We start from the raw sequence: 24,570 nt of genomic DNA, 5'->3' as shown, positions 1-24,570 counted from the left end.
TGCTCACTGCACCCGGCAACAATTATTTTTGTTTAAATTTTCTGCTTTTACCTCTTGACACACTTTAGCAGGTTTGCTCAGTGCAGCAAGGTGGGCGGCAACCTGAACCAGCTTGCAAGGCACTTCAATTCCGGCGGTGCAGACACCGAGCAAATCCGGGCGAAAATCCTTGACAAACTTGCAGACCTGACTGCATCCGAAAAGGCAAAGTTCTACGAGCAGTACAAGGAAACCAAAGAAGAACTGCTCAAGCTGAAAACCGCAAAGCAGAATGTTGCGTCCTTTTTCCGGGAGGAAGATCAGGCGCAGCAGGAGAGATAAAGGAGTGTGCGTATGATCAATCTGAAAATCGACCCTGAGTTCCAGTCTCAGATTCCCCCTCTGACCGATGATGAATTTAAGCAGCTTGAAGAAAATATCTTGAAAGAAGGCAAGCTGATTTCTCCTTTGATTGTCTGGAACAACACCCTTGTTGATGGTCACAACCGTTATGCCATCCTCCAGAAGCATCCTGAGATTTATTTTTCCACCATGCCGCTCCGATTTGAGAACCGCGAAGAAGCCGTTGCGTGGATCTGCAAGAATCAGCTGGGGCGGCGCAATTTAACCCCGGAGCAAAAGAAGTTTCTGATGGGCAAACAGTATTCCTCTGAAAAGCGCACCGAAGCATTTCGCGGCAATCAGCATACCGCAAAGAAATCTGGCAGTGTTCAATCTGAACACAACCAGAAGCCCATGAAAACCTGTGAGCGCATTGCACAGGAAAATCACAGCAGCGCAAGTTCAGTCCGCCGTGCAGAATACTATGCCCACGGCGTTGACGTTGCGGATAAACTGTCTCCCGGTTTCCGTGATCGGTTCTTCCGCGAGGAACTGCACATTCCCGATTATCTTCTCGAAAATCTCGGCAAGGCCAAGCCCGAAGAACAGGCTGAAATTTTTGAGGAAATCAAAAATTATGTGCCGAAGCCGAAGAAGGTCAAGCCTAACAAAGTAACGGTGAAGCAGGCAGAGAAAGCCGCCAGCAACACCATTGATGAAAACTATGATGTTCCCCAAAAGTTTCTCGAACTGTACTACCGGCTCCACAATGCTGAATCTCTCATGCGAAAGAGTTGGGAGGTTACGTTCGACTTGAACCCGAAACTTCTTACGTATCCGGAACAGGTCAAAGTTCTTCGCTTTGCCTTGAAACCTCATCTTGAATTTTTGAAAACGCTGGACGAAGTTCTTGCAGAATCCAGCGGTGAATCCTCTAAAACGGCATAACGACAGGCACTTGTAAGCCATCAACGAGCCACCAGCCGCAAGAGCAGGGCGGAAAACTTCCGCGCCCTTGCGCCTGATAAAAATTGGAACTTTGATTTTCTCGCCCGACTTTGCCACGGTGGGATGATCAAGGGAGCGTGCGTTTGAACAAAAAGAAAAAGTCTACAAACACTTCCCCTTATCCCGATGAAGTCATTGACCGTCTGGCACGGGCATTCTACCCGGCCATCCTTGCCTGCTGGAACAGCGAGGAAGGCCAAAGAGAATTTGCCGCATGGCAGGCAGAGCAGGCTCATCACACCACCAGCAAAGAAAAACAGAGCGTTCCCGACGGGGAACGCCCTGCTGTACATATCGCTATCGCATGTGGTCTTTGGCAGGGTGCGTCCTATTCAGGGGCGCACCCTGTTTTTGAGCAAATCAATTTCTACATTCTTAGATAATCCATTTTAGTTATAGCAGTCTAAATTGTTACTTTTCAAAAGAACTTCTATCCATCTTTTTCATAAATGAACTGCATGCCCCTTTCCAACCATATTCATATCCAGCTTTGAAAACCTCGCGATTATATGCATCCCAGCCTCCGTAATTTTTGATTTGCTTCAATTGTGCGGCTCCACCGCCGATTCGTTTTCCGTTTTTTCCATATACTATCAAATTCTTTTGTGCCATAAAAAAGCTCCTTTCTGAGAGATATATTACGAACATCTTCATTTTACAGCATGTTGTAAAAATTTGCGAGGAATGAGTTTTGCAAAAAAATTACTCGGCCAACAAATCATAGTATTCTTGCAGGAATTCAGAGTATATCTCGCATACAGCATTCACACCGTCAGAAAGTGAATAAAAGAGATACGATTTCAACAGCAGCGTATAGAGCTTTTCTTCAAATAAAAACTTTGAAACATACGCTTTGGATAAACCCGTTTCACGAAAATACCCACGATTGATTTTTTCTCGAAGAAAAATGTATTGCTTTTTCAACCGAAATTGTGGAAAAGAATCCAGTGAGAATGTTGGTGAACAGGCACTAACGTCCGATAGATATTCTGAAACAATAGATGCAGCTTGCTTTCGTGCATAACAAACATGACTGAGATAGATTTCTCGAAAATAGACTTTCAGATCCATCAAGCACATGGAATTGCAACTTCGACCACCGTATGAAGAAAAAACATCAATAAATTTTTGTGTGTTTAAAAGCTTTCTTCCATAATTGTTGACGTGTTTTCCTTCTGTAATGATTGATTCAATAGTTTGAAGTTCTGTAGGTTGTATGAGTCGCTTGGACGAAATGTATTTTGATGGAATTTCGCCAAAAAAATCCGGTCGATTTTTCATTTCTTCCACCAGAAGCTGCTTGATATGGATTTCTTCTTCAAAACGGCTGCGATGCGTTAAAAAATCGCTAAAGCCACCAGAAACAAGCTCTGCCGTCAACTTAATTGGATTAATTTTCCATTTTTGATGTTGTTGTTCCAATTTCTTATCCATGACTTTATCTAAATCATCTGCTTTTATGCATAGCTGAGAAATAATGGCAAGTGCTTTTTCTTTTTTATTAACTACAATATGATATACTAGGAACTGTAATAATGCATTCGCAACATAATCAATATAGCTCCTTAATCGTTCAAATCCTGCTAACCCTACTCCCATAATCAACAATTTATCATCTTCCTCTTGATAGCATCGTAAAATACTCGAATTAATTCTCATAAGATTCAAAAGAAGAGAACGGCTGTCTTCAGTCAATCGAATCTGAAATCGTGTATCGAGAACCCATTGGTCCAGACTTAAAAGGTTCTCACGAATTTCTCGAAGTTCGCTATCGCCCGAAAAAACATTATTTAACGACGGACAAGCAAATTCTAAAAAAGATCTATCTGCATCGATTTTTGTCATATTGGATATAATTTGTCTTCCTGCCACCGGCGAAGTCCGGAGATGATGCATTAGTTTTAATTGTTGATCTACTGGCATATAATCAAATGGTAAGTTTTTATAAACCGATTTATTATCATGAAGTTTATTTAGCAATATAACCAATTGCTTTTTCAAGTTAGACAAATCATCCGCTTCTACATTAGGCTCGTAGCGTTTTATATATTGATATACAAGTTTATCCATAGTGCCTGATCAACTCCTTCGATTTGCATATACAATCATCGGTCAATCTATGATTTCGGATTTTATCTTCCACGGACACCTGCATGGAACTTGTCGGGGCAAAGCCCCTCCATCTGCTAACGCAGACCGTTCCGTCGCTTAAAAGCCCCACTGGGGCTTTCATTGCTTCGCAAACGCTAATTTTCCGAAGAAAACAAATAATCCGAACCCATCTCCTATCGGAAACAAGTTCGGATTATTTTTGTTTGGTCCGAGTGGCGAGAATCGAACTCACGGCCTCTTGAACCCCATTCAAGCGCGCTACCAAAACTGCGCTACACCCGGATATCTGCAAGCGGTTATCGCTCACAGCTCAATTAGTATACTTGATTCAGGGTGTTTTGTCAAGCTTTTTCTGCCAAGTTTTTTCAAATAAATTTTCAAAAATCCGGCTCGTTTTCCTGCAGCGGCTGATCCCTTGCGGGAAACATTTCAAATTCAACAGTGGCAAGTGCAATTGCAAACACACTCTCGGCACCGGCTGCCAGCAGCGCCTGTGTGCAGGCTGCTGCCGTGGCACCGGTGGTGATCACATCGTCTACCAAAAGCACCTTTCTGCCCTCCACAAGTTCCGTGTCCGTCACCCGGAAGGCACCCGCCACATTGGCAAGGCGCTGCTCAAAGGGCAGGCCCGCCTGATGCCGCTTTGCACGAGTGCGGCCCAGTGCTTTCGGGTACAGCGGTATCCCCAGTGCGCGGGCCAGCGGCACCGCCATGAGCTGCGGCACATTGTAGCCGCGCGCTCTGCCGGATGCCGGTACGGGAACGATGCAGTCGTACCCAAGGGACATGCCTTCCACAAGCTCCGGCACCGGTTCTGCACCGGCCATATGCATCTCGCTGCCAAAGGCCAGCTTTGCCAGCCAGAGGCCCAGCTCCACCGCCGCCCACGGTGCAGCATGGTATTTTGTATGCAGGATGCCGCGCCGCACACAGCCCTCATACCGGAACGGTGCTGCTGCACCGGTCAGTTCCCCTAAATAATGCTGAGAAGCGTCCAGCCGCATTCCCGGCTTTCTGCGCAGCTCTTCCAGCTCCGCGGCACAATCCGGGCAGACAGGCACACTGCCCAGCACCCGATCACAAAACGGGCAGCGGCGTGGGTACACCAACTGCCTTGCCCCGCGCAGAATGCGGCGCGGGACGCTGTAATAATCCATCAGTCCTTTTTGACGGCCACGATCACGCGCACGCGCTTGCCCGCAGCACAGCCAAAGTTATCGTACCAGCCGGTCAGGTAGTAGCCCTCCGAGTTGACCTCGGTCAGCTTGGTGGCATAGTACTGACCCTTGTACCACAGATACACCTGTGCGTCGTCCGCCATCTCAAAGCGGGTGCCGTTGCTCATGACCGACGCTGCACCCACCTGATCGATCTTCATGGGCATGAGCTGGACCATCGTCCGCACGCTGCCGGTCGTCTCTCTGCGGGCTGCAACACCACCTACCAGCACCGGATATTTGACGTTGGTGGTGAAAGCTACCTGCGAACCATTGACATAGCACACATAGGTAGCGCCGCCGCCAATATAGCGGAAGATGGACGCATACGGTTCGCCTACAAGGCTGCCCACCTGCCGCAGACCAAGGCTGAGCAGGCTATCCGTGTTGGCTGTGATCTTCTGCCACAGAGTGGAGAGGATGTCGCCGTTGATCACACCCCACAGCACTTCGCTGGTGGTGGGCACCAGAACATCCTTCAGGTCGTCCACGATCTTATCCTGCGTATCCGTGCTGTCGCTCTTGCCGGTGGAAATGATCTTGGCCAGCGTCTGCAGTTCCGAGTAGTTGACTGCCACATTCTTGATATCATCCAGCACGCCGTAGGTCCACAGGTCGCCGGTGACATCATTCAGGATCAGGCGGTCGATCTCGCCCTTCTCATTCAGCGTATAGTAGCGGACGTTCAGAAGATTCAGGTCTGTCCCCGCTAGGCGGCTGGGACGAACCGTCCCAGCCACACCCTCCGCAGTTGTATCCAGAATCTGTACATCGTCGGCAAGGGCATAGCTGCCCAGTGCCGTTGCATCTGCATTGACCTTGCCGGTAACGACCTTGTTCTCGATGCCGCTCACGGACTCGCCTTCCGGTGTTACGCGGATCTCTACCAGCCAGCCCTTGGGGTAGTTCAGGCTTTTGTCCACATTCACAGTGCGCTGAACACCATCGGTGCACATGACAGCCACACGCTGCAGCACATCCGCGCCGTTATCTTCCACAAGGCTGCGGGCTGCGCCCTGCACCACGCCGTAGAACACCTCGTCGGCCTCTGCGCCGGTAATAACATCCGCCGCCTCATTGTTCATGCCCAGCAGCAGAGTGACCACTTCGCCCACGCCGCCGCCGTTCAGGCTGGACACCTTGGAAGCCACCGCTGTGCTGCCCAGCTGATAGCTGGTGCCTGCCACGGTAACCGCCGTGGGTGCGCTGGCGCTGGGCGAAACGGCAGTGATGCGGCCTGCTGCTTTGCGGGTGTAGATCCATACAGTCTGCAGACTTTCGCTGTAATAATACACATCGTAACGGTTCAGTTCTGCAGAAGCCGAGACCTTATCGTTGCGGTAGATGCTCACCGGCGTAAAAGGCAGCTGGGTGCCTTCCGCTGCCACAAAGGGTCCCTTCAGGCTCTTGAGCATTACCGTGGAGGTGTCCACCTGACCGTTCGAAACCGTAAAGCCCAGGCTGGTACCATAGGCGCTGCCAGAGGCGGTGTTTGCCGTGAGGGTGTTATACAGCAGCAAAGCGCAGTCCTCATAGTTCATGGCCTCGCTCTGGCTGCGGTTCAGCTGGTTACGCAGGCCCAGTTCCTGCGCCTTGTTCAGCTGTGCCGTCGGGAACACGCCGTTGAGGTCGGTCATTTTATAGCCCAGCAGCTTGAGCGCTGCGGTGCAGGCTTCTTCCAGCGTGACCGTATTATCCGGGCGGAATGTACCATCAGTATAGCCGTTCATCCAGCCCTGCTGCACCGCAATGCGCACATAGGGTGCCCACTGAGAGCTGCCGGGCACATCCTTATACAGTGTGCCCAGATTGCCCTGCTGGCTGGCGCTTTCGCGGTAGGCCGAAAAGGAGACCAGCATCTTGGCAAATGCACCGCGGGTGACGGCAGCATCCAGACTGCCGGTCTGGCTGGTATCCATAGCGCCCAGCGTGATGGCCGTCTGAATGGCCGAGTTGTTCAGGCTGGCCGCCGATGCCGGAAGCACCAGCACGGATACAGCCAGGCATGCTGCAAGCAGACATGCGAAAAGACGTTTTTTCATAGGTATATTCCCCTTCCTTGGTGTTTGGCAGTCCGGCGCAACGCCGGCTGAGAAGAGTTCAGTCATAGCGCAATGCTTCAATGGGGTTGAGCCGCGCTGCGCGCTTTGCGGGCAGGTAGCCGAACAGCACGCCAATCCCCACCGAGATGCCAAAGGCCACTGCGATGGAATTGAAGGACGGGCTGACCGTGACCGTTGTGCCGCTGGTGAACATGGGCAGCACCTTGTTTGCTCCCATGGATACGATGTAGCCCAGTGCAATGCCCAGTGCGCCGCCGAGGGCCGAGGTGGTGGCTGCTTCCACCACAAACTGCGACAGAATGGTGCGTTCCTTGGCACCCAGTGCCTTGCGAATGCCGATCTCGCGGGTGCGCTCAGTCACCGACACCAGCATGATGTTCATGATGCCAATGCCGCCCACCAGCAGCGAAATGCTGGCAATGCCGGTCAGGATCACAATGACCATGTTGATCATGTTGTTCATTTCCTCCAGCCACTCGCTGGCGCTGTAGACATAGTAGCCGTTATCCGAGCCAAGCAGGCGCTGCAGTTCGCTTTCCACCGCAGACTTTGCTTCGTTGGCGCGGCCCTCATCCTCCATGACCGCGGCATAGTTGTTCACCGTGCTCTGGCTGGAAAGGCGCATGGCCGTGGTATAGGGCAGGTAAACGCAGTCGTCATCGCTGCCCTGCTGCATGTCCGGATCGCTGACTTTGGCCGCCAGCACGCCCACGATGCGGAACTTGTTGGCACCGATCTTGAGCGTCTGGCCAAGGCCGTTGCCGCCAAAGGCCACACGGTTGAGGTAATCGCCGATGACACACACATGCTTGTTATCCTTCATATCCATGTACTGCAGGCCGCGTCCCTGCGCGATCTGGTAATTTTTCATGGCGGAATAGTTCTCGTCCACGCCGCTGATGTTGGACCAGCGGTAGCTGGTAGTGCCGATCTTCAGCGTGCCGCTGCCGCTGAAATCGATCTGCGGCGAAATGGACTGGATCAGCTCCGGGTACTCCGTGGGCAGCTTGTACATTTCCTCCACCGAAACGGTGCGGGAGCCGTTGCCCCACACCTGCACCGAAAGGGTGTTGGTACCCAGTGCCGAAAAGCTGTCGCGCATGCTTTTGGTCATGCCGTTGCCCAAGCCCACGATGACGATGACTGCCATAACGCCGATGATGATGCCCAGCATGGTAAGGAAGGTGCGCAGTTTGTTGCTCCACACGTTCTGGATGGCCTGACGGAAGGTTTCAATAATCATGCTTTCTCCTCCTCATCCGGCGTTTCCGGCAGCAGCGTGGGCTGCACCACGGCTTCCGGTGCATGGGCATCGCCATCGTAGACCACCCGCCCGTCCTCCAGACGGATGATGCGGTCTGCCTGCACCGCAATGGAATTATCGTGGGTGATGAGCACCACGGTGTGGCCCTCATCGTGCATCTGCTGCAGCATTCCCAGCACTTCGCGGCCGGTGTGGCTGTCCAGTGCGCCGGTAGGCTCGTCGGCCAGAATGACCGCCGGGTTCCGCACCAGCGCCCGAGCGATGGAAACACGTTGCTGCTGGCCGCCGGAAAGCTGGTTGGGGCGGTTCCTGAGCTTATCGCCCAGACCCACCTGCTCCAGCACCTCTTTGGCCCGGGCGTGGCGCTCGGCGCGGCCGATGCCCGCATACACCAGCGGCACCTCCACGTTCTCCATCAGGTTGAGCCTTGGCAAAAGGTTGTACTGCTGGAAGATGAAACCCAGCATCTCGTTGCGGACGGATGCCAGCTCATTGCGGCTCATCCGGCCAACGTCTTTTCCGTTCAGGCGGTAGGTTCCGTGGGTGGGCACATCCAGACATCCGATGATGTTCATGCAGGTGGATTTGCCGGAGCCGGACTGGCCCACGATGGCCACGAACTCGCCTTTTTCGATTTTCATGGTGATGTGGTCTGCAGCCTTTACCGTGGTGTCACCCATCTGGTAATACTTGCACACCTCATCAAACTCGATCAGAGCGCTCATGCATTCCTCCTGTGTCAGCCCAGATAGACCACGCCGTCTGCCTGAGACGGATTCACGGCATCCTCTGCGGAGCTCTGCTTTTCCTCGGCTTCCACAGGCTCTTCCGCCGGTACGGTCCCGTTTTCCGGTTCTTCTTCATCGACCATGCCGTTCGCAGCATCGGCACCTTCCTCGCCCTCGGTGCCCTCTGCATCCGCCTCGTAATAGCCGCCGTCGTCATAGTACGTATCGGTACTTGCTGCGGCAGAGTCGTAAGCCACCGTGTCATTGCCGGTCAGCCCGCTGACGATCTGGGTGTAGTTGTCATCGCTGACGCCGGTCTTGACCGGCACATACACATAGCCGTCCGGCGCGATCATGCCCGGGTCTGCGTTGACTGCGCTGGGGGAGTCCTGCGTGACCAGCACATAGCCGCCGCGCACGATGGCAGCGTTGGGCACGGTAAGGGTATTCTTTGCCTGTGCCACCACGATCTCAGCATTGGCGTTCATGCCCGGGCGCAGGCCATCGGTCTCATCAATGCGCACCTTGACCGGGTAGGTGGTGGTGCCGCCGTTGGAGGTACCCTTCATGGAAACACGGGTCACAACGCCGGTATAGGTCTTGTCTGGCACGGCATCCGCCGTGACCTGCACACTCTGACCCACCGACAGGCTGCTGACCTGCAGCTCGTCCACGTTCAGGGTCATCTCCAGATAGCTCAGGTCAAAGATCGTGCACAGGTCCGAGCCGGCGGACAGCGCGTCCCCGGCCTTGGCATTCTTTTCAATAATAGTGCCGCTGATGGGCGAGGTGATGGTGTAGTTGTTCATGGCCTCCTGCAGATTGTCCATGTTCAGCTCGGCGCTGCGCAGGCTCTCGGCGGCAGACTGGATGGCCTCGGTCAGGTCCTCGCCGCTGATCTGCAGCACGATATCGTCCTTGTTCACGGCTCCGCCTTCCGGCACATTGATGGCCGTCACGGTACCGGCGGCAAGGGCAGTCAGGGTGCGCTCCGCCTGATACTCAAAGCACTTGGCGGCAATGCAGTTCACGCCATTGATGGTTGCCGTTGCTGCCTGCGCAGTGGTCAGGCCGCCTGCATTGCGCACAGCAATGGTCACGGTGCGGGTGAGCAGGTTGCCGGTGCTCAGGGCATCGGTGCCGGTCACAGCGGTCACGGTGCCGGTCAGCATTTCAAAGGTGCCGTCCAGCGTCACCTCTGCGCTCTGGCCCACCGAGAAGGTGGCGGCATCTGCTGCCGGGAACTCCAGCCGCAGCACCATTTTGGAGCTGTCACGGATGACCGCCACTTCCTGACCGCTGGTCACTTCATCGCCCTTGGCCACCTTGAGGGCACTCACAACACCTGCCACCTCGGCGCGGACATACTGGCGGTCTGCCGTCTTGTCGTAGCTGCGCTGTGCCTGCTGCAGAGCAATGGACGCCTGCTCCGCCTTGGTGGTGGCATCGGAGGAGTCCACCGTGTACAGCACGGTGCCTTCCTCCACGATGTCCCCTTCCTCAAAGCTGCTGGTCAACACCTTGCCCGCTACCAGCGACTTAACATTATACGTATTGGCAGGGTTCAGAGTGCCGGTTCCGCTGAGGGTGTTGGACACATCCCGCTTGGACGGCGAGACCTGCACATAGTTGATGTCCTTATTGGCATTCTGTGCCTTGTCCGGGCGCAGGATGAACCATCCGCCCAGCACGGCCACGCACACCACCGGCACCATCCATTTCCAGTTCTTGCGGAAAAAGGCTGCTGCTTTGCCGCCCTTCGCTGCGGGCTTTGCCTCACCCGCAGCCGTCTGCTGTACCGCAGCATCCTGCTTCTTTTTAAAGATCATGCTTGCTGTTTCCTCCTGTATCTTTCAGGGCATGCCCTGGTTTCGGTATCGGGCGCAGGCTTTGCAAAAGCGCGCGATAAAGAGTTTATTGTTAGTTTATCGCATTTTCGTCTATTACACAAGCGTCTAAATTTTGTTTTGACGCATTTGTGTCAAAGTTTTACCCAACTTTCACACCGTGCCCTCTTTTGCCTTCCAGACAAAACAAAAGAGACAGTGCCCCGCTCTTGCAGGGTACTGCCTCTTTTTTGAAGCACGATCTTTATTCAGCTGTAGTTTCCACTACCACATACACCCCGGCAGGGACGCATGCAGCCCATGCGCCGTCCTTGTCCAGCCAGCCGAATTGCTCGCACACATGGTCCGGGCACTGACTGTCCAAGAACGCGATGGCACCATCCTTTACCTGCAGATGCACGACATAATTGCCCACATCATACAGGTAATCGTGGTCTGTATCCAGCGGCAGAGTCTCGGTGATGCCATCGCCAAAATCGACGGTGGCCTGCAGGCCGCTGCCCTTGCTGCTGTGTGCTGCGCGCACGCCGAAATACAGCGCTGCTGCCAGCACAAGGATCACTGCAGCAAAGATCAGGTTCTTCATCCATGGCTTCAGGCCTTTGGAGCCGGAAGCGTTTTCAGGTGCTTTGCGGGTACTCATGCAGCGTAGTCGCTGGCAGCCTTACCTGCAATGCGGCCAAACACGGTGAAGTCTGCAACAGCGTTGCCGCCCAGACGGTTTGCACCGTGCACACCGCCAGTGACCTCACCTGCTGCAAACAGGCCAGGGATCACAGTGCCGTCCTCCTTGAGGACTTCGGTGTTGGTGTTGATGGTCAGGCCGCCCATGGTGTGATGCACACCAGCAGTGACCTTGATTGCATAGTACGGAGCAGTATCCAGCGGGTTTGCAAAGCTGGTGCGGCCAAAGTCGGGGTCATTCTTGGCCTCAACATAGCCGTTCCAAGTCTTCATGGTCTCGGCAAAAGCAGCCTCATCAACGCCCATTGCCTTGCCCAGCTCCTCGTAGGTCTCGCCGGTCACGGTGTAGCCCTTCTTGATGTAGCCCTGAATGACGCTGGAAGCATCGACCATAGCCTGATCGACCACCAGCCAGCTGTAGCTGCCGGTCTGAGCGATCTCAGCAGCAGAGACCACGTCACGGGTGCCCACTTCGTCGATGAAGCGCTTGCCCTCGGCGTTGATCAGCACAGCGCCGTCGCCGCGCAGACCCTCGGTGATCAGGGCAGCGGTGTTGGCCTCAACGGTGGGGTGGATCTGGATCTGGTCCATATCCACGGTGCCAGCGCCGATCGCGGTGGCCATCTCAATGCCCTGGCCCTGAGCGCCGGCAGCGTTGGTGGTCATGAAGCCCTTCAGCTCAGGCTTGTACTCGACAACCATGTCCAGATTTGCGCCGAAGCCGCCGGTGGTCAGCACCACAGCCTTGGCGTTCACAGTGACGGTCTCGCCGGTAGAACCGGTGGCCTTGATGCCCACAGCAGCGCCGCTCGCATCGGTCAGGATCTCGTTGGCGGTGGTGTTCAGCAGAATCTGAACGCCAGCCTTCTCACAGTTCTCCTCCAGCAGGGGGATCATGTAGGAACCGACAGAAACGGTCTTGCCCTCTGCGTCCACAGGGCGATGGATGCGCTTGACGGATGCACCGCCAAAGCTGGAAACGCTGTGCAGGGTGATGCCGTGCTCGTCCAGCCAGTCGATGGCATCAGCAGAGTTGGAGCACAGGGTCTCCACCAGAGCAGGGTCGTTGATGCCCTTGCCGCCGATCATGGTGTCCAGCTCCATCAGCTCAACAGAGTCGAAGTAGCCGGTGGGGTTCTTCTGGTACTCTGCCCACTGCTCAGAGACGGTCTTTGCCAGAGCGGTGATGGTCTCGTTGTCAGCGTACTTTTCAGCAGCGGTCTTCAGGGTCTTTTCGACACCGGCAGACTCGCCGAACTCGTTCTCATCCTGATACACGGTCTTGCCAGCGTTCATGCCGCCGGTAGCGCGCACAGAGTTGCCGCCCACCATGGCCTGGCTCTCCACGATCACAACGCTCTTGCCCTCGGCAGCAGCGGTGATGGCAGCGGTCATGCCTGCGCCGCCTGCACCCACGATGACAACGTCAGCGTCAACGGTGGAATCCTCGGCCTTGGTCGCGTCGGCCTTGACCTCGATCTTATAGTCGTCGGCGTTCAGGCCGGCGGCAGTCAGGGCAGCGGCTGCTGCCTCCTTGATGGCGTTGGAGGTGATGGTCGCGGTGGACACGCCGTCCACGGCGATGCTGCCGGTCTCAGCGATCTGAGCGGGCAGCTGCTCCAGTGCCAGCGTACCGATGCCGGGGGTCTCATCCTTGCCCTCAGCGGTGCAGCCGGTGATCTTGCCGTCTTCCAGCGTCAGGGTAACGGTAACGTCGCCGCCCATGCCCTTGGCAGTGCCGGTGAAATCGCCGGACACGCCGCCTGCGGTGGAAGCGGACTTGCTGCCGCAGCCGTAGCCCAGCAGACTGACACCCACAACAACCGCCATGGCCAGCGCAGCCACGCTCTTGCGGATCTGATTCTTTTTCATTGTTTCTTCCTTCTCATATTCGGGTTGCTTGTGTTCGGACATCTATCAGCAAAAAAGGGGGAGCTGCTCATTCGGAAAGCAGCTTCCCCTCGCTGAAACTTAGGAAAAACTTAGGCGTTAGCCTGAGCTGCAGCAACAGCGCATGCAACGGTAGCACCAACCATCGGGTTGTTGCCCATGCCGATCAGGCCCATCATCTCAACGTGTGCAGGCACAGAAGAAGAACCTGCAAACTGAGCATCGCCGTGCACACGACCCAGAGAGTCGGTCAGGCCGTAGCTTGCGGGGCCTGCGGCCACGTTATCGGGATGCAGGGTACGGCCCGTGCCGCCGCCGGAAGCGACGGAGAAGTACTTCTTGCCGTTCTCGATGGCCCACTTCTTGTAGGTGCCGGCAACCAGATGCTGGAAGCGGACGGGGTTGGTGGAGTTGCCGGTGATGGAGCACTGAACGTCCTCCTTCTTCATGATGGCAACGCCTTCCATAACGTCGTTTGCACCGTAGCACTTGACAGCTGCGCGCTCGCCCTCAGAGAAGGGGATCTCCTTGACGACGGTCAGGGTCTGAGTGGGGATGTCGTACTCAGTCTGAACATAGGTGAAGCCGTTGATACGGGAAATGATGTAAGCTGCATCCTTGCCCAGGCCGTTCAGGATGACGCGCAGGGGGGTCTTGCGGACCTTGTTTGCAGTGCGGGCGATGCCGATAGCACCCTCAGCAGCAGCAAAGGACTCGTGGCCTGCCAGGAAAGCGAAGCAGGTGGTGTCCTCGCTCAGCAGACGAGCGCCCAGATTGCCGTGGCCCAGACCGACCTGACGCTGCTCAGCGACAGAGCCGGGGATGGTGAAGGCTTCCAGACCTTCGCCGATGGCAGCAGCGCACTCGGCAGCATCGGTCAGGCCGCGCTTGACGGCGATAGCGGTGCCCAGGGTGTATGCCCAGACAGCGTTATCAAAGCAGATGGGCTGAACGCCGCGCACGATCTTGTCGCAGTCGATGCCCTTTGCGAGGAGCATCTCGTTGCAAGCGTCCAGAGACTCCAGGCCGTTAGCCTTCAGGCATGCCTCGATTTTCGGCATGCGGCGATCCATAGATTCAAAAGTTGCCATGAGTTGTTCCTCCTCTCTTATTCCTCACGCGGGTCGATGTATTTCACAGCGCCCTGCTCCTTGCTGAAGCGGCCGTAAGTACCCACGTTCTTCTCATAAGCCTCGTTGGGGGTCTTGCCGTGACGGATATCCTCCATCATCTTGCCCAGCTTGACGAACTGATAGCCGATGACCTCATCGTTGGCATCCACAGCCAGCTTGTTGATATAGCCCTCGGTCAGCTCCAGATAACGGACACCCTTCTCCTTGGTGGAGAAGATGGTACCGGTCATGGAGCGCAGGCCCTTGCCCAGGTCGTCCAGACCTGCGCCGATGGGCAGACCGTCCTCAGAGAAAGCGGTCTGGCTGCGGCCGTAGACGATCTGCAGGAACAGCTCACGCATAGCGACGTTGATGGCATCGCACACCAGGTCGGTGTTCAGAGCTTCCAGAATGGTCTTGCCGGGCAGGATCTCGCCTGCCATAGCAGCAGAGTGGGTCATACCGGAGCAGCCGATGGTCTCCACCAGAGCCTCCTCGATGACACCGTTCTTGATGTTCAGGGACAGCTTGCAGGTACCCTGCTGAGGTGCGCACCAGCCCACACCGTGGGTGTAGCCGCTGATGTCCTTGATCTCATAGGCCTTGACCCATGCGCCCTCTTCGGGGATGGGAGCCGGACCATGCTTAGGACCTTTGGTGATCGGGCACATATTCTGTACTTGCTGCGAATAGGTCATAATCATACTCTCCTTTTGACAAATGTTGCTTTGCAGCACAAAGCCGCCGCCGCGCCCTGCCGGCACAGCCGCTGCCCTTTGCTGCTTGCATCTGACCGGGCGCGCCGCTCTCTTTCAGCGCCTTAACCGGTACTACCACGCATGATTTTATTATAGAGAAAGCTGACGGATTTTGCAATACATTTCCGGTAAAAAACATCAAAACTATTTGCAGTTGTCTGCTGCTAACTGTCAATTCGGATGCTTTTGTCATTTCATTCGTCAAGTTTTTGTCAACTATGTCAAGAGGACAAATTTCACGCTCCTGTGTCCTGCCTGCGCGGTGTCTGCCCGGCAGGCTTCAGTACCCACATGGCCGCAAAGCCCGCCGCTGCGCCGCCCACGGCAAGCCAGTGCCGCCCGGCTTCCAACCCCCAGAGATTTGCTGCAAACGGAAAGGCCAGACTGCCCACGCTCTGCCCCAGTGCCAGAAAACCGTAGTTCACCCCTGCGTGCGGCAGGCCGAACAGATCGGTGGAAAGGGCGGGCAGCACCGCTGCAAGGCCGGAATAGCAGAAGGTAAGCCCCGCATAACAGGCGATCACCCACCAGCCCTGCGCAAACGCAAACCCTGCCGAAAGCCCCAGCGACACCGCAAACAGCAGCAGATCGGTGGGCCTGCGGCCAATTTTATCGCTGAGCATGGGCATCAGCAGGCGGCCCGCCGCACTGCCCACGCTGCCCAGCACCACGCTCCACAGAGCAGCGTTCTCGTCCAGCCCCCGCTCCACGCCCAGCTTCAGGATGATGGGGCTGAACAGAAGCACCGCCGGGGTGGAAAAACACACCGCGCCTGCGCACAGCCAGTACTGCTTTGTTTTCAGCATCTGCCACGGGGAAAGGTCGATCTCATTTTTGCCGCTCCCCTGCTGGTTTTGTCTGCTTTCCGGCGGGTCCTGCAGCAGCAGACTGCCCGCAAGGCAGACGGGCAGCGTGACGGCTCCCAGTGCCCAGAACGCGCCCCGGATGCCCTGCACGATCCCAAAGCCGCTGACCGCCGTGCGCACGAACACGGTGAGGAACGCACCGGAAAGGCCCACCGCCCCGCCGATCACGCCGGTGGCAAGGCCCTTGCGCCCGGCATACCACTTCTGTGCGCAGGACTGGATGGATGGGTACAGAAACGCCGTGCCCAGCCCCGCCGGGATGCTGAATGCCAGAAAAAAGCTGCCCGCACTGCCGCCCGGCAGCATGGCCGCTGCAAAAAATCCGCCGCACAGCAGTGCTGTTCCCCACAGAGCCGCACACCGCGGGCCTCGGCTGTCCTGCAGAAAGCCGCCGATGACGCACCCCACGCCGAACGCCGCAATGAGGATGCCGAAGGCATAGCCTGCCCCCTGCTCGCTCAGGCCATACTCGTCCATGACCGGCTGCTGGAATACGCCCCACGCCGCCGGGATGCCCGTGAGCACCTGAATGGCTGCGCCCGCCGCAAGGATGGTCCACGGATGTTTTGCTGTAAATTGCTGTTTCATCGTCTGTCCTCCGAATGGTTTTTCCTTTACAGTGTGCCCATTTCAATTGACAAAACGGCAGATTTCTTTATAATGAATAAGGTAAAAGTATTTACATTGATTTATATAGAGAGGAACCATCTTATGAAAACACAGGCATTGAAGGGCATGCGCGACCTGCTGCCCGCAGAGCAGACCCTGCGCGATTACATTCAGGGCAAAATTCTGGAGACCTACCGCGCGTCCGGCTTCGAGCGCATTTCCACCCCCATGCTGGAGGATATGGAAAACCTGGACAAGTCCGACGGCGGCGACAACCTGAACCTGATCTTCAAGGTGCTCAAGCGCGGTGATAAGCTCACCGCTGCCCTGAACACCGGCGACCCCAAGCAGCTGTCCGATATGGGCCTGCGCTATGACCTGACCCTGCCGCTGAGCCGCTACTATGCCGCCAACAAGGATAAGCTGCCCAGCCCCTTCAAGGTGATCCAGACCGACCGCGTCTTCCGCGCCGAGCGCCCGCAGAAGGGCCGTCTGCGCGAGTTCGTACAGTGCGATATCGACATTCTGGGCGATTCTTCCCCCAATGCCGAGGTGGAACTGATCGACGTGACCACCCGTGCCCTGCTGAACATCGGCTTCACCGGCTTCACCGTCAACATCAATGACCGCCGCATCCTGCGCGGGATGCTGGAGAGCATGGGTTTTTCCGCTGATACGCTGGATTCCGTCTGCATCACCTTTGATAAGATGGACAAGATCGGCGCCGATGGTGTGAAGGCTGAGCTGACCGAAAAGCAGCTGCCGGAAAATGCCATCAACGCACTGGCCGACTTCATTGCCGCAGGCGAAGTCACGCTGGATGCCGTGGCTGCCCGCTGCGCAGACCCCGCCATTGCCGATGACCTCAAGTATGTCCTTGCTACCGCCAACGCCATGGCTGCAGGCCGCTATCAGGTAGCCTACTGCCCCAGTCTGGTGCGCGGTCAGGGCTACTACACTGGCATGGTGTTTGAGATCACCTGCCCGCAGTTCAGCGGTGCCGTGGCCGGCGGCGGCCGCTACGACAACATGGTGGGCAAGTTCCTGGGCACTCAGGTGCCCGCCGTGGGCTTCTCCATCGGCTTCGAGCGGGTGTGTGGCATCCTGCTGGAGCAGGGCTACCAGATCCCCGGCGCAAAGCAGAAGATCGCCCTGCTGTACGGCAAGGATGCCGACTTCACCGCCGTTCTTGCCAAGGCTGCAGACCTGCGCAACAGCTACAATGTCACCGTTCTGCAGCAGGCCAAGAAGCTGGGCAAACAGTTGGGCCAGCTGGAAGCTTCCGGTTTTTCCGGTGCCGCCTTTATGGATAAGGATGAGATCAAAATTTTTGCGCAGCAGTAAATAATTGCACACAAAGCCCCTTTACTTTTGACATGCTACCCCTAGAGTAGACAGAGTAAAAACAAAACTCTGAGTACTCTTGGGGTATTTTCATGTCAAAAAAAAACACCTCAGAAAATCGAGCGATTTTCTGAGGTGTTCTTTCTGGTTTAAAAGCCGGTAGGCGGCACATAGTAACTGGGGATCGAGGCTGTTTTCTGCACATTTGCCTGCTGGCGCAGCGCTGAACGGGTCACCTCTGCCCAAGAATACTGGGTCATATACTCGCCGCGATAGGAATTGGTGGCCGAGCGGCTGCCCCGCAGGAAATTGTAATAATCATAATCCACCTTGCTGGTGTCCAGCGCCAGTGTGCTGCGGCCGCGGATGAGCAGGCCGGTAACACCTGCATCCTCCAGCGTATGGCTCAGGTCAAAGATCAGATTGCGGAGATGGCTGTGCAGCGATGCGGTGTCGGGCTTATCCTCCCACAGCACGGCCAGCATTTCGCCGTTGGTGCAGGTGGCACCATTGCGATCCACCAGATAGGCCAGCAGCTCCTTGCTCTTGCTGCGCTTGAAGGCCAAAGCGCGCCCGCCCACGAAGATCTCAAAATTGCCAAAGCACTGGATCTTGATGCCGACAGGGGCATTCTCCGGCGGGTAGCGCAGATGCTCCAGCACATTGCGCACATCTGCCTCGTTTGCAGGCTTGAGTAAAAAGCCGCTCACGAAGATCTGCAGCGCTTCCAGCGCATACTCCGGGTGCTCTGTTACCACAATGATGTTGCAGCGCGGCTGCAGCTTCTGGATCATGCGCGTCAAAGCAAGCCCGTTCATGCCGGGCATTTCCAGATTGAGGAAAGCCGCGTCCATCGGCCCCTGACGCATCCAGCTCAGTGCATCCTCGGTCGTCATGGCGCTGATATAGTCACAGTCGGGTGCAACGCGGCACAGGATGCGGATCAGCGAGTTGATTGCAAGCTGTCCATCATCGACGACCAGTATCTTCATTCGTACACCCCCGCAAGTTTACCATACATGTTCCCTGTTTCAGTTTAACACTTTGTCCTTTGATTCGCAAGTTTTTTTGCACAAAAAGCCAGAAGCTCCACACTTCTTTACAAAAGGACGTTCCTTTCCCATCCGTTTCCTCACGAAGCAGCTGGCTGAAAGAGGCGTCTTTCCCATTTTCATTTCCGGCAGTCAAAGCAACTATACAAGATACTCTGTGCCATCCAGTCCGGTCAGTTTTTGTGCTGTCGTTTGTCCCACACAGGTGCAGAGCCGCTCATACGCCTGCCGCATCCGGGTCGGGCGCGAGGTGCAGTTGTGTGCATCGGAAGAGACCGCGTCCACCAACCCCGCCTTGATCCAGTGCTCCAGCCGCATCCGCTGCCAGAAGCCGCTGTCCAGCACAGCCGAACAGTTGATCTGGCAGCGCAGCCGGTACTGCTCATGCAGGCGGGCCAGCAGGCCGTGCTGCGCAAGGCAGGGATACCGCTCAATGTGGGCCACCAGAATGCGGTAACCCGCACCCGTGATCTCCTGCAGAGCCGTTTCCAGCTCCTTTGCCGTTATGTTCGGCACAAATTCCAGCAGCACCCAGCCGGTATCTCCCAAGGTCAGCATCTGGCGCTGGACTGCCGCATATCCCGTCGCAGGGGTATACAGCAACTCAGAGCCGTGCTCCAGCTTCAGGTCGTAGCCTTTTTGTGTGCAGTATGCGCGGGCCAGCGCCAGATGCCGGTCATAGACTTCCTGCGGGAAGTGTTCCATGCCCGGCGTACTGTGCGAGGTAGCAAACAGGTGCCGCACACCGTCTGCTGCCGCTGCATCCAGCATGGCATACATTTCTTCTCTGGTCTGCGCACCATCGTCCACGCCGTAGACGAAGTGCGCATGATAATCCGTAAAGCCGCTCATTTCTTTTCCGCTTCGTGGCTCCGTTTATAATACTTTCTGTAATAACCGTACTTTCCATACTTTGAGTAGGATTTGTAGTACTTGCGGCCCATATAGTTGTCGTAGTCCACCTGATTGAGCACGGTGCCCAGAATGGGGCAGCCGGTCTGCTCGATCTGCTGCTTCACGTCCAGCAGCTCCTGACGGCTCACATCGTTGTAGTTCACTGCGATCAGGGTGCCGTCACATGCCTTGGCGATCTCCGCCGCATCGATGACCACGCCCACCGGGGGTGCGTCCACAATGACGTAATCTGCCATTCTGGCCAGCATATCCAGCAGTTCGGCAAAATGGCTGTTGGTCAGCAGCGCCAGCGGGTTGGGCACATCGCGGCCCACCGGCACCATGATCGCGTTGGGGATGTCGGTCTGGTAGATGACCTCATCCATGCCCACCATGCCGGCCAGAAAATGGGAGAGGCCCTTGCCGTCGCTGCGGCCATCCTCATATTTCAGGCCGTAGTCACTGTTGACCATGCTGCGGCGCAGGTCCGCGTCCACCAGCGCCACCTTGATGCCGCGCTGTGCCAGCGTGCGCATCAGGTTCATGGACAGATAGCTCTTGCCCTCTGCAGCATGGCAGCTGGTGATCATGATCTTTTTGACACTCGCACCTGCAAAGGAGAGGTTGGTGCTCAGGGTATTAAAGGCTTCATTTCCCGCATAATCCAGAGCCGGAAATTTTGTGATCTTCAGCTGTTTCATGCTTTCCTCCCAGAGCTGCCACCCACACGGCGGCGGACATCATTGGCAAACCGCTTGGTGCGGCGCTTGAACTCGCTTTTCTCTTTCGGCTGTTCGCCAGCATCGGCCAGCGGGATCGATGCCAGCACGACCATGCCGGTATACTTGCGGATATCATCGGCAGACTTGTAGGTATCGTCCAGCATGGTCCGCAGCACCACCACGGCGCTGGCCAGCACAAAGCCCACTACAAAGCCCAGCAGGATGTTCTTGGCCTTGTTGGGGCTGAACGGGTTCTCCGGCACACGCGCAGAAGACATCAGGGTGGGCTCGTCCGTCTTCATCTTTTCCGAGATGTACTTTGCGCCCACATCCGCATACTCGTTTGCGATCGCTGCTGCTTCTTCCGGATCCGGGTTCGTGACCGTGATATCCAGCATACGGGTGTCGCTGGTGTTGGTGACAGACAGCATACTGGCCATATCGGTGTAGGTGTAATCCAGATCCAGGTTGCTGATGACCTTTTCGTGGACTTCCCACATTTCAAAAACCTTGATGTAATCGCTGGTCAGCTCACTGCCGACCTGCAGATCGGAGAAGTTCAGCACCGAATCATTGCGGCTGACCACATAAATGGTGGCCGTTGCCTTGTACATCGGCGTTACCAGAAAAAACGTATAAAGCGCCATCAGTACGGCACCCACCACAGCCGTGGCTGCAATGAGCGTCCAATGGGCCAGCAGACCCATGAACAGTTCCAGAAGATCAATGGTATCTTCTCCCTGCTCCGGCTGTGCCGCCAAAGCTGTGCGCTCCTTCACAAAAGTATCTTGCTGCACGATTTCACTCCTTACCTATAATACTGCATAATATTGCCGCCCATGCGGCCCGGGCATTGTGCCCTTTCCTCTATTTTTCTGAATCCTATACGCCAAAAATGCGGCGTTCCCTTTTTCATCAGGGAGCACCGCAGAACATTTCTAGTTCTTAGCCCTCAATGGTCTTCACGGCCACCAGAACGAAGTTGGAGCCATAGAGCTTGACCTGACGGCCCTTCAGGTTCACCACGATCTTGCCATCCACGACCTTACCGGGCACAGTATAGTAGGTATAGGTCACAGTGCCGTCTGCCTTCGTCTTGGGCACAGCCACCAGAACGGTAACTTGCTCGTTGTCCTCGTAAGCAGCCTCAATGACCTTGGACTCAATGGTCAGCTTAACATTTGCAGCGTCGAGCAGGTTAGAGGTCTGCATCTCAAAGGCCTGCGTTACAGTAACATCTATAGTCGTCTTCTTTTCTTTCGAAGCGCCCGCAGCCTTCTGCAGGTCTGCATCAGAAGTGATGTCCTGCAGGACTTCCTCGACCTGAGCGGTATCCTCCTTGGCAGTGACCTTCACATCGCTGACAATGCCCAGAACACCGGTGACGGTAGCAGAACCGCTGGCCTTGACCTCATCTGCCACAGTCTTGCTGGGCGTTGCTGCCAGAACAGACACACCCATGCCCACGACCATAGCAGCGGTCAAAACAGCGCTGATAACTTTCTTCATAATGAAGATCTCCTTTCACTTCAAGCCGCACTCTCCAAGATGCTGCTTTCTATCGCAAATGCTTTTCAACATTTACATCATTCTTCAACAGGCTCCCAGAACAGCGTCAGAACCGCTTTCTGGATGGAAGCTTCGGTCGGATAGAACTCGGTGAATCCGTCCTCTGCCACCTTATGCTCGCCCTCCAGTGCAATGGCAGGCTCCACAGTATCGTCCTTTGCGGCCCACACCTCATTGACCAGCTGACCCTTTGCAAGGTCGGTGACCAGATAAGGCTGCAGCGCATCGTACACCTGTGCGGTGAACTGCTGATCCTGCTGCACCCTGCTTTCCAGCTGTGCGGAAAGCTGTGCAAGATACTCCTCCTGCCGCACCATGCGGGCTTCGTTGGTGCCTTCGCCAATATCCATGCGCCTGCGCACAAAAATCTCAGCCTGATTGCCCTGCAGCGTCAGGGTAGCTCCCTTGGTCATGGCCGGGTCTGCTGCGGAGAAATCATCCTCCAGCGTCACGGTCACACCGCCTGCAAGGTCGTTCAGCACCGAGATGCCGTCCAGACTCATGGCAAGGTAAAAATCAATGTTTTCCCCCTGCAGCAGGCGGGACACCGCATCACGGGCATAGCCGCAGCTTTCCTCCTTGCCATCGCCAAAGCCATGTGCAAGGCTGATCTGCATCTGAGTGGTGCCCACCGGATTGCCCAGCATGCCCAGCACCGTAACCTCTGCCATGGTGTCGCGGTCGATCTTGAGCTGACGGACCGTCTTGTCTTTGCTGTCTATCACAATGAGCCGCTGAAAATCCGCCTGACCGCCCTGATAGGAGCCTTCTGCTTCCACCTCGCTGTCATGGTCGATGCCCATAACAAGGATGGTGGTCAGGTCTGTGCGCCTGCGGTAGGTCACGCCGTCCACTTCCATGGTCTCGGCGGTCTCCTGCGGCAGCTCCGTCCGGGTCTCCGGCTTTTGGCTGCGCTTTTCCAGCCAGCTTCCGCCCACAAAAAACAGTACAGCTGCCAGCACCAGCACAGCCAGCGCAGCAGCGGCACCACGATATTGTTTTTGTCTGTTCAAGCGGGTAAGCTTCCCTCTTTTCTTCGGAATATAGTTTTCTGCGGGAAGGTCTTTCCATTGCCACAGAAAGATATTCCTTGGCCTATTATATCGTCACAGGTGTGCAACTGTCAATGTATTTTCGTTATTTTCCGGCAGGAAATTTCGCATTTTCAGCCTTTAGGGAGCCACAGATAAACACAAACCCCGGCCATGCAGAGTTCATCCGCACAGCCGGGGCCAATTGGTATTTTATTTGATATCCAGTTCAGGCGGCACATCGATCTGGTCCGAGACATACTTGCCGTTCTTTTTGCGCTGCCGCACGCACTCCGTCAGCAGATATTCGATCTGCCCGTTCACCGAGCGGAAGTCATCTTCGGCCCAGGCGGCAAGGGCATCGTAGAGCTTCGCGTTCAGGCGCAGGGGCACCTGCTTTTTTGGTTCTGCCATCAGTACAGGCTGCCGCTGTTCACGATGGGCTGGGCATCACGGTTGCCGCACAGCACCACCAGCAGGTTGGAGACCATTGCCGCCTTGCGCTCGTCGTCCAGCTCCACCACCTTATTCTCATTCAGGCGTTCAAGGGCCATTTCCACCATGCCCACAGCACCGTCCACGATCATCTTGCGGGCATCGATGATGGCACTTGCCTGCTGGCGCTGCAGCATCACGGCTGCGATCTCCGGCGCATAGGCCAGATAGGTGATGCGGGCTTCCACTACCTCGATGCCGGCCTCGGCTACATTCTTCTGGATCTCGTCCCGGATGCGGGCGGCTACCACCTCCGAGGAGCCGCGCAGACTGCCCTCATCGGCTACGCCGTCGCCGGTGGTATCCACATTGGGAGCCACATCATAGGGGTAAATGCGCACCACATTGCGCAGAGCGCTGTCGCACTGCAGGGAGAGGTACTCCTTGTAGTTGTCCACATTGAATACGGCCTTTGCGGTATCGGTCACGCGCCAGATGACCGCAATGCCGATCTCCACCGGGTTGCCCAGACAATCGTTGATCTTCTGGCGGGAGTTGTTGAGGGTCATCATTTTGAGCGAGATCTTCTTGCTGGTCGATTCTGCGGTCTGGGAACTGCTGTTACCTGCCTTAAGCAGGGCCGCCATGCCGGTTTCGCCGCTGTTCACATCGCCGCTCTGGCTCAGTTTGGTGCCAGCTGCCGGGTTCACCGCGGTGCAGAAGGGGTTCACCCAGTAAAACCCCTGTCCCTTCAGGGTGCCGATGTAATCGCCGAACAGGGTGAGCACCAGTGCTTCCTGGGGCTTTAACACCTTCAGGCCGCAGAACAGGAAGATGCCCGCCACCCAGTATGCGATAGACAGGATCGTGAGCAGGATGCCCGGAAACAGGCTTTCGTCCAGCAGAATGATGCTGTAGAAAAACAGCAGGACGGTAACAGCATAGCCCAGCAGGGTGAGCAGCAGCATGACCATGCCGTTCTTTTTGGTCTGCAGAATTTTCTCTTCCATAACAGTTCCCTCCTTCACAGGGTGCGGAAGCGTT

Annotated in this window: 23 protein-coding genes, 1 tRNA gene and 1 pseudogene; 4 read left to right on the top strand and 21 right to left on the bottom strand. The window is 55.9% G+C overall.

The annotated features are described in order from the left end of the window. Positions 1-75 precede the first annotated feature (75 nt). The 3 genes and pseudogenes from mobC to GKG34_RS13450 all read left to right on the top strand — a co-directional run. Positions 76-195: pseudogene (gene mobC, locus GKG34_RS13460) on the top strand (plasmid mobilization relaxosome protein MobC); the annotation flags it as partial. Positions 196-333: 138 nt separating this feature from the next. Continuing rightward, positions 334-1,269, top strand: coding sequence for a hypothetical protein (locus tag GKG34_RS13455; RefSeq protein ID WP_005940914.1), 936 nt, complete (start codon positions 334-336; stop codon positions 1,267-1,269). 137 nt (positions 1,270-1,406) lie between these two features. Beyond that, entirely contained in the window at positions 1,407-1,712 is a 306-nt protein-coding gene (locus GKG34_RS13450) for a hypothetical protein (protein WP_005940911.1), read from the top strand. A gap of 28 nt (positions 1,713-1,740) precedes the next feature. Here GKG34_RS13450 and GKG34_RS13445 read toward each other — a convergent pair whose 3' ends face one another. The 13 genes from GKG34_RS13445 to GKG34_RS13385 form a co-directional block, all read right to left on the bottom strand. After that, positions 1,741-1,941, bottom strand: coding sequence for a hypothetical protein (locus tag GKG34_RS13445; protein ID WP_044953554.1), 201 nt, complete (start codon positions 1,939-1,941; stop codon positions 1,741-1,743). Positions 1,942-2,031: 90 nt separating this feature from the next. Further along, positions 2,032-3,399, bottom strand: a complete 1,368-nt coding sequence (locus GKG34_RS13440; protein WP_005940905.1) for a hypothetical protein — start codon at positions 3,397-3,399, stop codon at positions 2,032-2,034. Positions 3,400-3,645: 246 nt separating this feature from the next. Beyond that, positions 3,646-3,723, bottom strand: a tRNA-Pro gene (locus GKG34_RS13435). Between the two features lie 95 nt (positions 3,724-3,818). Beyond that, complete coding sequence (locus GKG34_RS13430; RefSeq protein ID WP_097781437.1) at positions 3,819-4,598, bottom strand: phosphoribosyltransferase family protein; 780 nt, start codon at positions 4,596-4,598, stop codon at positions 3,819-3,821. Further along, positions 4,598-6,700 (bottom strand): S-layer homology domain-containing protein, encoded by a 2,103-nt coding sequence (locus GKG34_RS13425; protein ID WP_154256520.1) that lies wholly within the window; start codon positions 6,698-6,700, stop codon positions 4,598-4,600. Before GKG34_RS13425 ends, GKG34_RS13430 begins: the two co-directional genes overlap by 1 nt. Positions 6,701-6,758: 58 nt before the next feature. Further along, positions 6,759-7,964, bottom strand: a complete 1,206-nt coding sequence (locus GKG34_RS13420) for an ABC transporter permease (RefSeq protein ID WP_097774685.1) — start codon at positions 7,962-7,964, stop codon at positions 6,759-6,761. Further along, positions 7,961-8,710, bottom strand: a complete 750-nt coding sequence (locus tag GKG34_RS13415; protein WP_097774684.1) for an ABC transporter ATP-binding protein — start codon at positions 8,708-8,710, stop codon at positions 7,961-7,963. Before GKG34_RS13415 ends, GKG34_RS13420 begins: the two co-directional genes overlap by 4 nt. A gap of 14 nt (positions 8,711-8,724) precedes the next feature. Continuing rightward, positions 8,725-10,542, bottom strand: a complete 1,818-nt coding sequence (locus GKG34_RS13410; protein ID WP_154256518.1) for an HlyD family efflux transporter periplasmic adaptor subunit — start codon at positions 10,540-10,542, stop codon at positions 8,725-8,727. A 262-nt stretch (positions 10,543-10,804) separates the two neighbouring features. Next, a complete protein-coding gene (locus GKG34_RS13405) occupies positions 10,805-11,203 on the bottom strand; it encodes a NusG domain II-containing protein (RefSeq protein WP_005940526.1) in 399 nt (132 codons plus the stop codon). After that, complete coding sequence (locus tag GKG34_RS13400) at positions 11,200-13,116, bottom strand: flavocytochrome c (protein ID WP_044953517.1); 1,917 nt, start codon at positions 13,114-13,116, stop codon at positions 11,200-11,202. Before GKG34_RS13400 ends, GKG34_RS13405 begins: the two co-directional genes overlap by 4 nt. Before the next feature lie 110 nt (positions 13,117-13,226). Next, positions 13,227-14,225, bottom strand: a complete 999-nt coding sequence (locus GKG34_RS13395; RefSeq protein ID WP_005935035.1) for a GGGtGRT protein — start codon at positions 14,223-14,225, stop codon at positions 13,227-13,229. A 17-nt stretch (positions 14,226-14,242) separates the two neighbouring features. Next, entirely contained in the window at positions 14,243-14,944 is a 702-nt protein-coding gene (locus GKG34_RS13390; protein ID WP_015537775.1) for a hypothetical protein, read from the bottom strand. A 296-nt stretch (positions 14,945-15,240) separates the two neighbouring features. Continuing rightward, the gene (locus tag GKG34_RS13385) at positions 15,241-16,458 is read right to left on the bottom strand and encodes an MFS transporter (RefSeq protein ID WP_005940537.1); all 1,218 of its coding nucleotides are present in this window, start codon (positions 16,456-16,458) and stop codon (positions 15,241-15,243) included. A 123-nt stretch (positions 16,459-16,581) separates the two neighbouring features. Between GKG34_RS13385 and hisS the strand changes: the two genes are divergently transcribed. Then, positions 16,582-17,823, top strand: a complete 1,242-nt coding sequence (gene hisS / locus GKG34_RS13380) for a histidine--tRNA ligase (RefSeq protein ID WP_044953521.1) — start codon at positions 16,582-16,584, stop codon at positions 17,821-17,823. Positions 17,824-17,972: 149 nt separating this feature from the next. Here hisS and GKG34_RS13375 read toward each other — a convergent pair whose 3' ends face one another. The 8 genes from GKG34_RS13375 to GKG34_RS13340 all read right to left on the bottom strand — a co-directional run bounded on the left by GKG34_RS13375 (position 17,973) and on the right by GKG34_RS13340 (position 24,536). Beyond that, entirely contained in the window at positions 17,973-18,815 is an 843-nt protein-coding gene (locus GKG34_RS13375) for a response regulator (RefSeq protein WP_154256516.1), read from the bottom strand. A gap of 201 nt (positions 18,816-19,016) precedes the next feature. Continuing rightward, positions 19,017-19,727, bottom strand: coding sequence for a CpsB/CapC family capsule biosynthesis tyrosine phosphatase (locus GKG34_RS13370; protein ID WP_005940550.1), 711 nt, complete (start codon positions 19,725-19,727; stop codon positions 19,017-19,019). Then, the gene (locus GKG34_RS13365) at positions 19,724-20,470 is read right to left on the bottom strand and encodes a CpsD/CapB family tyrosine-protein kinase (RefSeq protein ID WP_005940552.1); all 747 of its coding nucleotides are present in this window, start codon (positions 20,468-20,470) and stop codon (positions 19,724-19,726) included. Before GKG34_RS13365 ends, GKG34_RS13370 begins: the two co-directional genes overlap by 4 nt. Continuing rightward, positions 20,467-21,288, bottom strand: a complete 822-nt coding sequence (locus tag GKG34_RS13360; protein ID WP_005940554.1) for a Wzz/FepE/Etk N-terminal domain-containing protein — start codon at positions 21,286-21,288, stop codon at positions 20,467-20,469. The genes GKG34_RS13365 and GKG34_RS13360 overlap by 4 nt, the downstream gene beginning before the upstream one ends. 148 nt (positions 21,289-21,436) lie before the next feature. Then, positions 21,437-22,000, bottom strand: a complete 564-nt coding sequence (locus GKG34_RS13355) for a hypothetical protein (RefSeq protein ID WP_097774675.1) — start codon at positions 21,998-22,000, stop codon at positions 21,437-21,439. Between the two features lie 77 nt (positions 22,001-22,077). Next, the gene (locus tag GKG34_RS13350) at positions 22,078-23,073 is read right to left on the bottom strand and encodes an LCP family protein (RefSeq protein WP_005940558.1); all 996 of its coding nucleotides are present in this window, start codon (positions 23,071-23,073) and stop codon (positions 22,078-22,080) included. 231 nt (positions 23,074-23,304) lie between these two features. Then, positions 23,305-23,505 (bottom strand): PTS ascorbate transporter subunit IIC, encoded by a 201-nt coding sequence (locus GKG34_RS13345; protein ID WP_005940562.1) that lies wholly within the window; start codon positions 23,503-23,505, stop codon positions 23,305-23,307. Then, positions 23,505-24,536: an SPFH domain-containing protein gene (locus GKG34_RS13340; protein WP_005940564.1), complete on the bottom strand. Its 1,032-nt coding sequence runs from the start codon at positions 24,534-24,536 to the stop codon at positions 23,505-23,507. Before GKG34_RS13340 ends, GKG34_RS13345 begins: the two co-directional genes overlap by 1 nt. Positions 24,537-24,570 lie beyond the last annotated feature (34 nt).

Source organism: Faecalibacterium sp. BIOML-A4 (assembly GCF_009679665.1).
GTDB classification, from domain to species: domain Bacteria; phylum Bacillota; class Clostridia; order Oscillospirales; family Ruminococcaceae; genus Faecalibacterium; species Faecalibacterium taiwanense.
The sequence above is the reverse complement of the archived record's forward strand: the minus strand, read 5'-3'. Positions and strand labels throughout refer to the sequence as shown.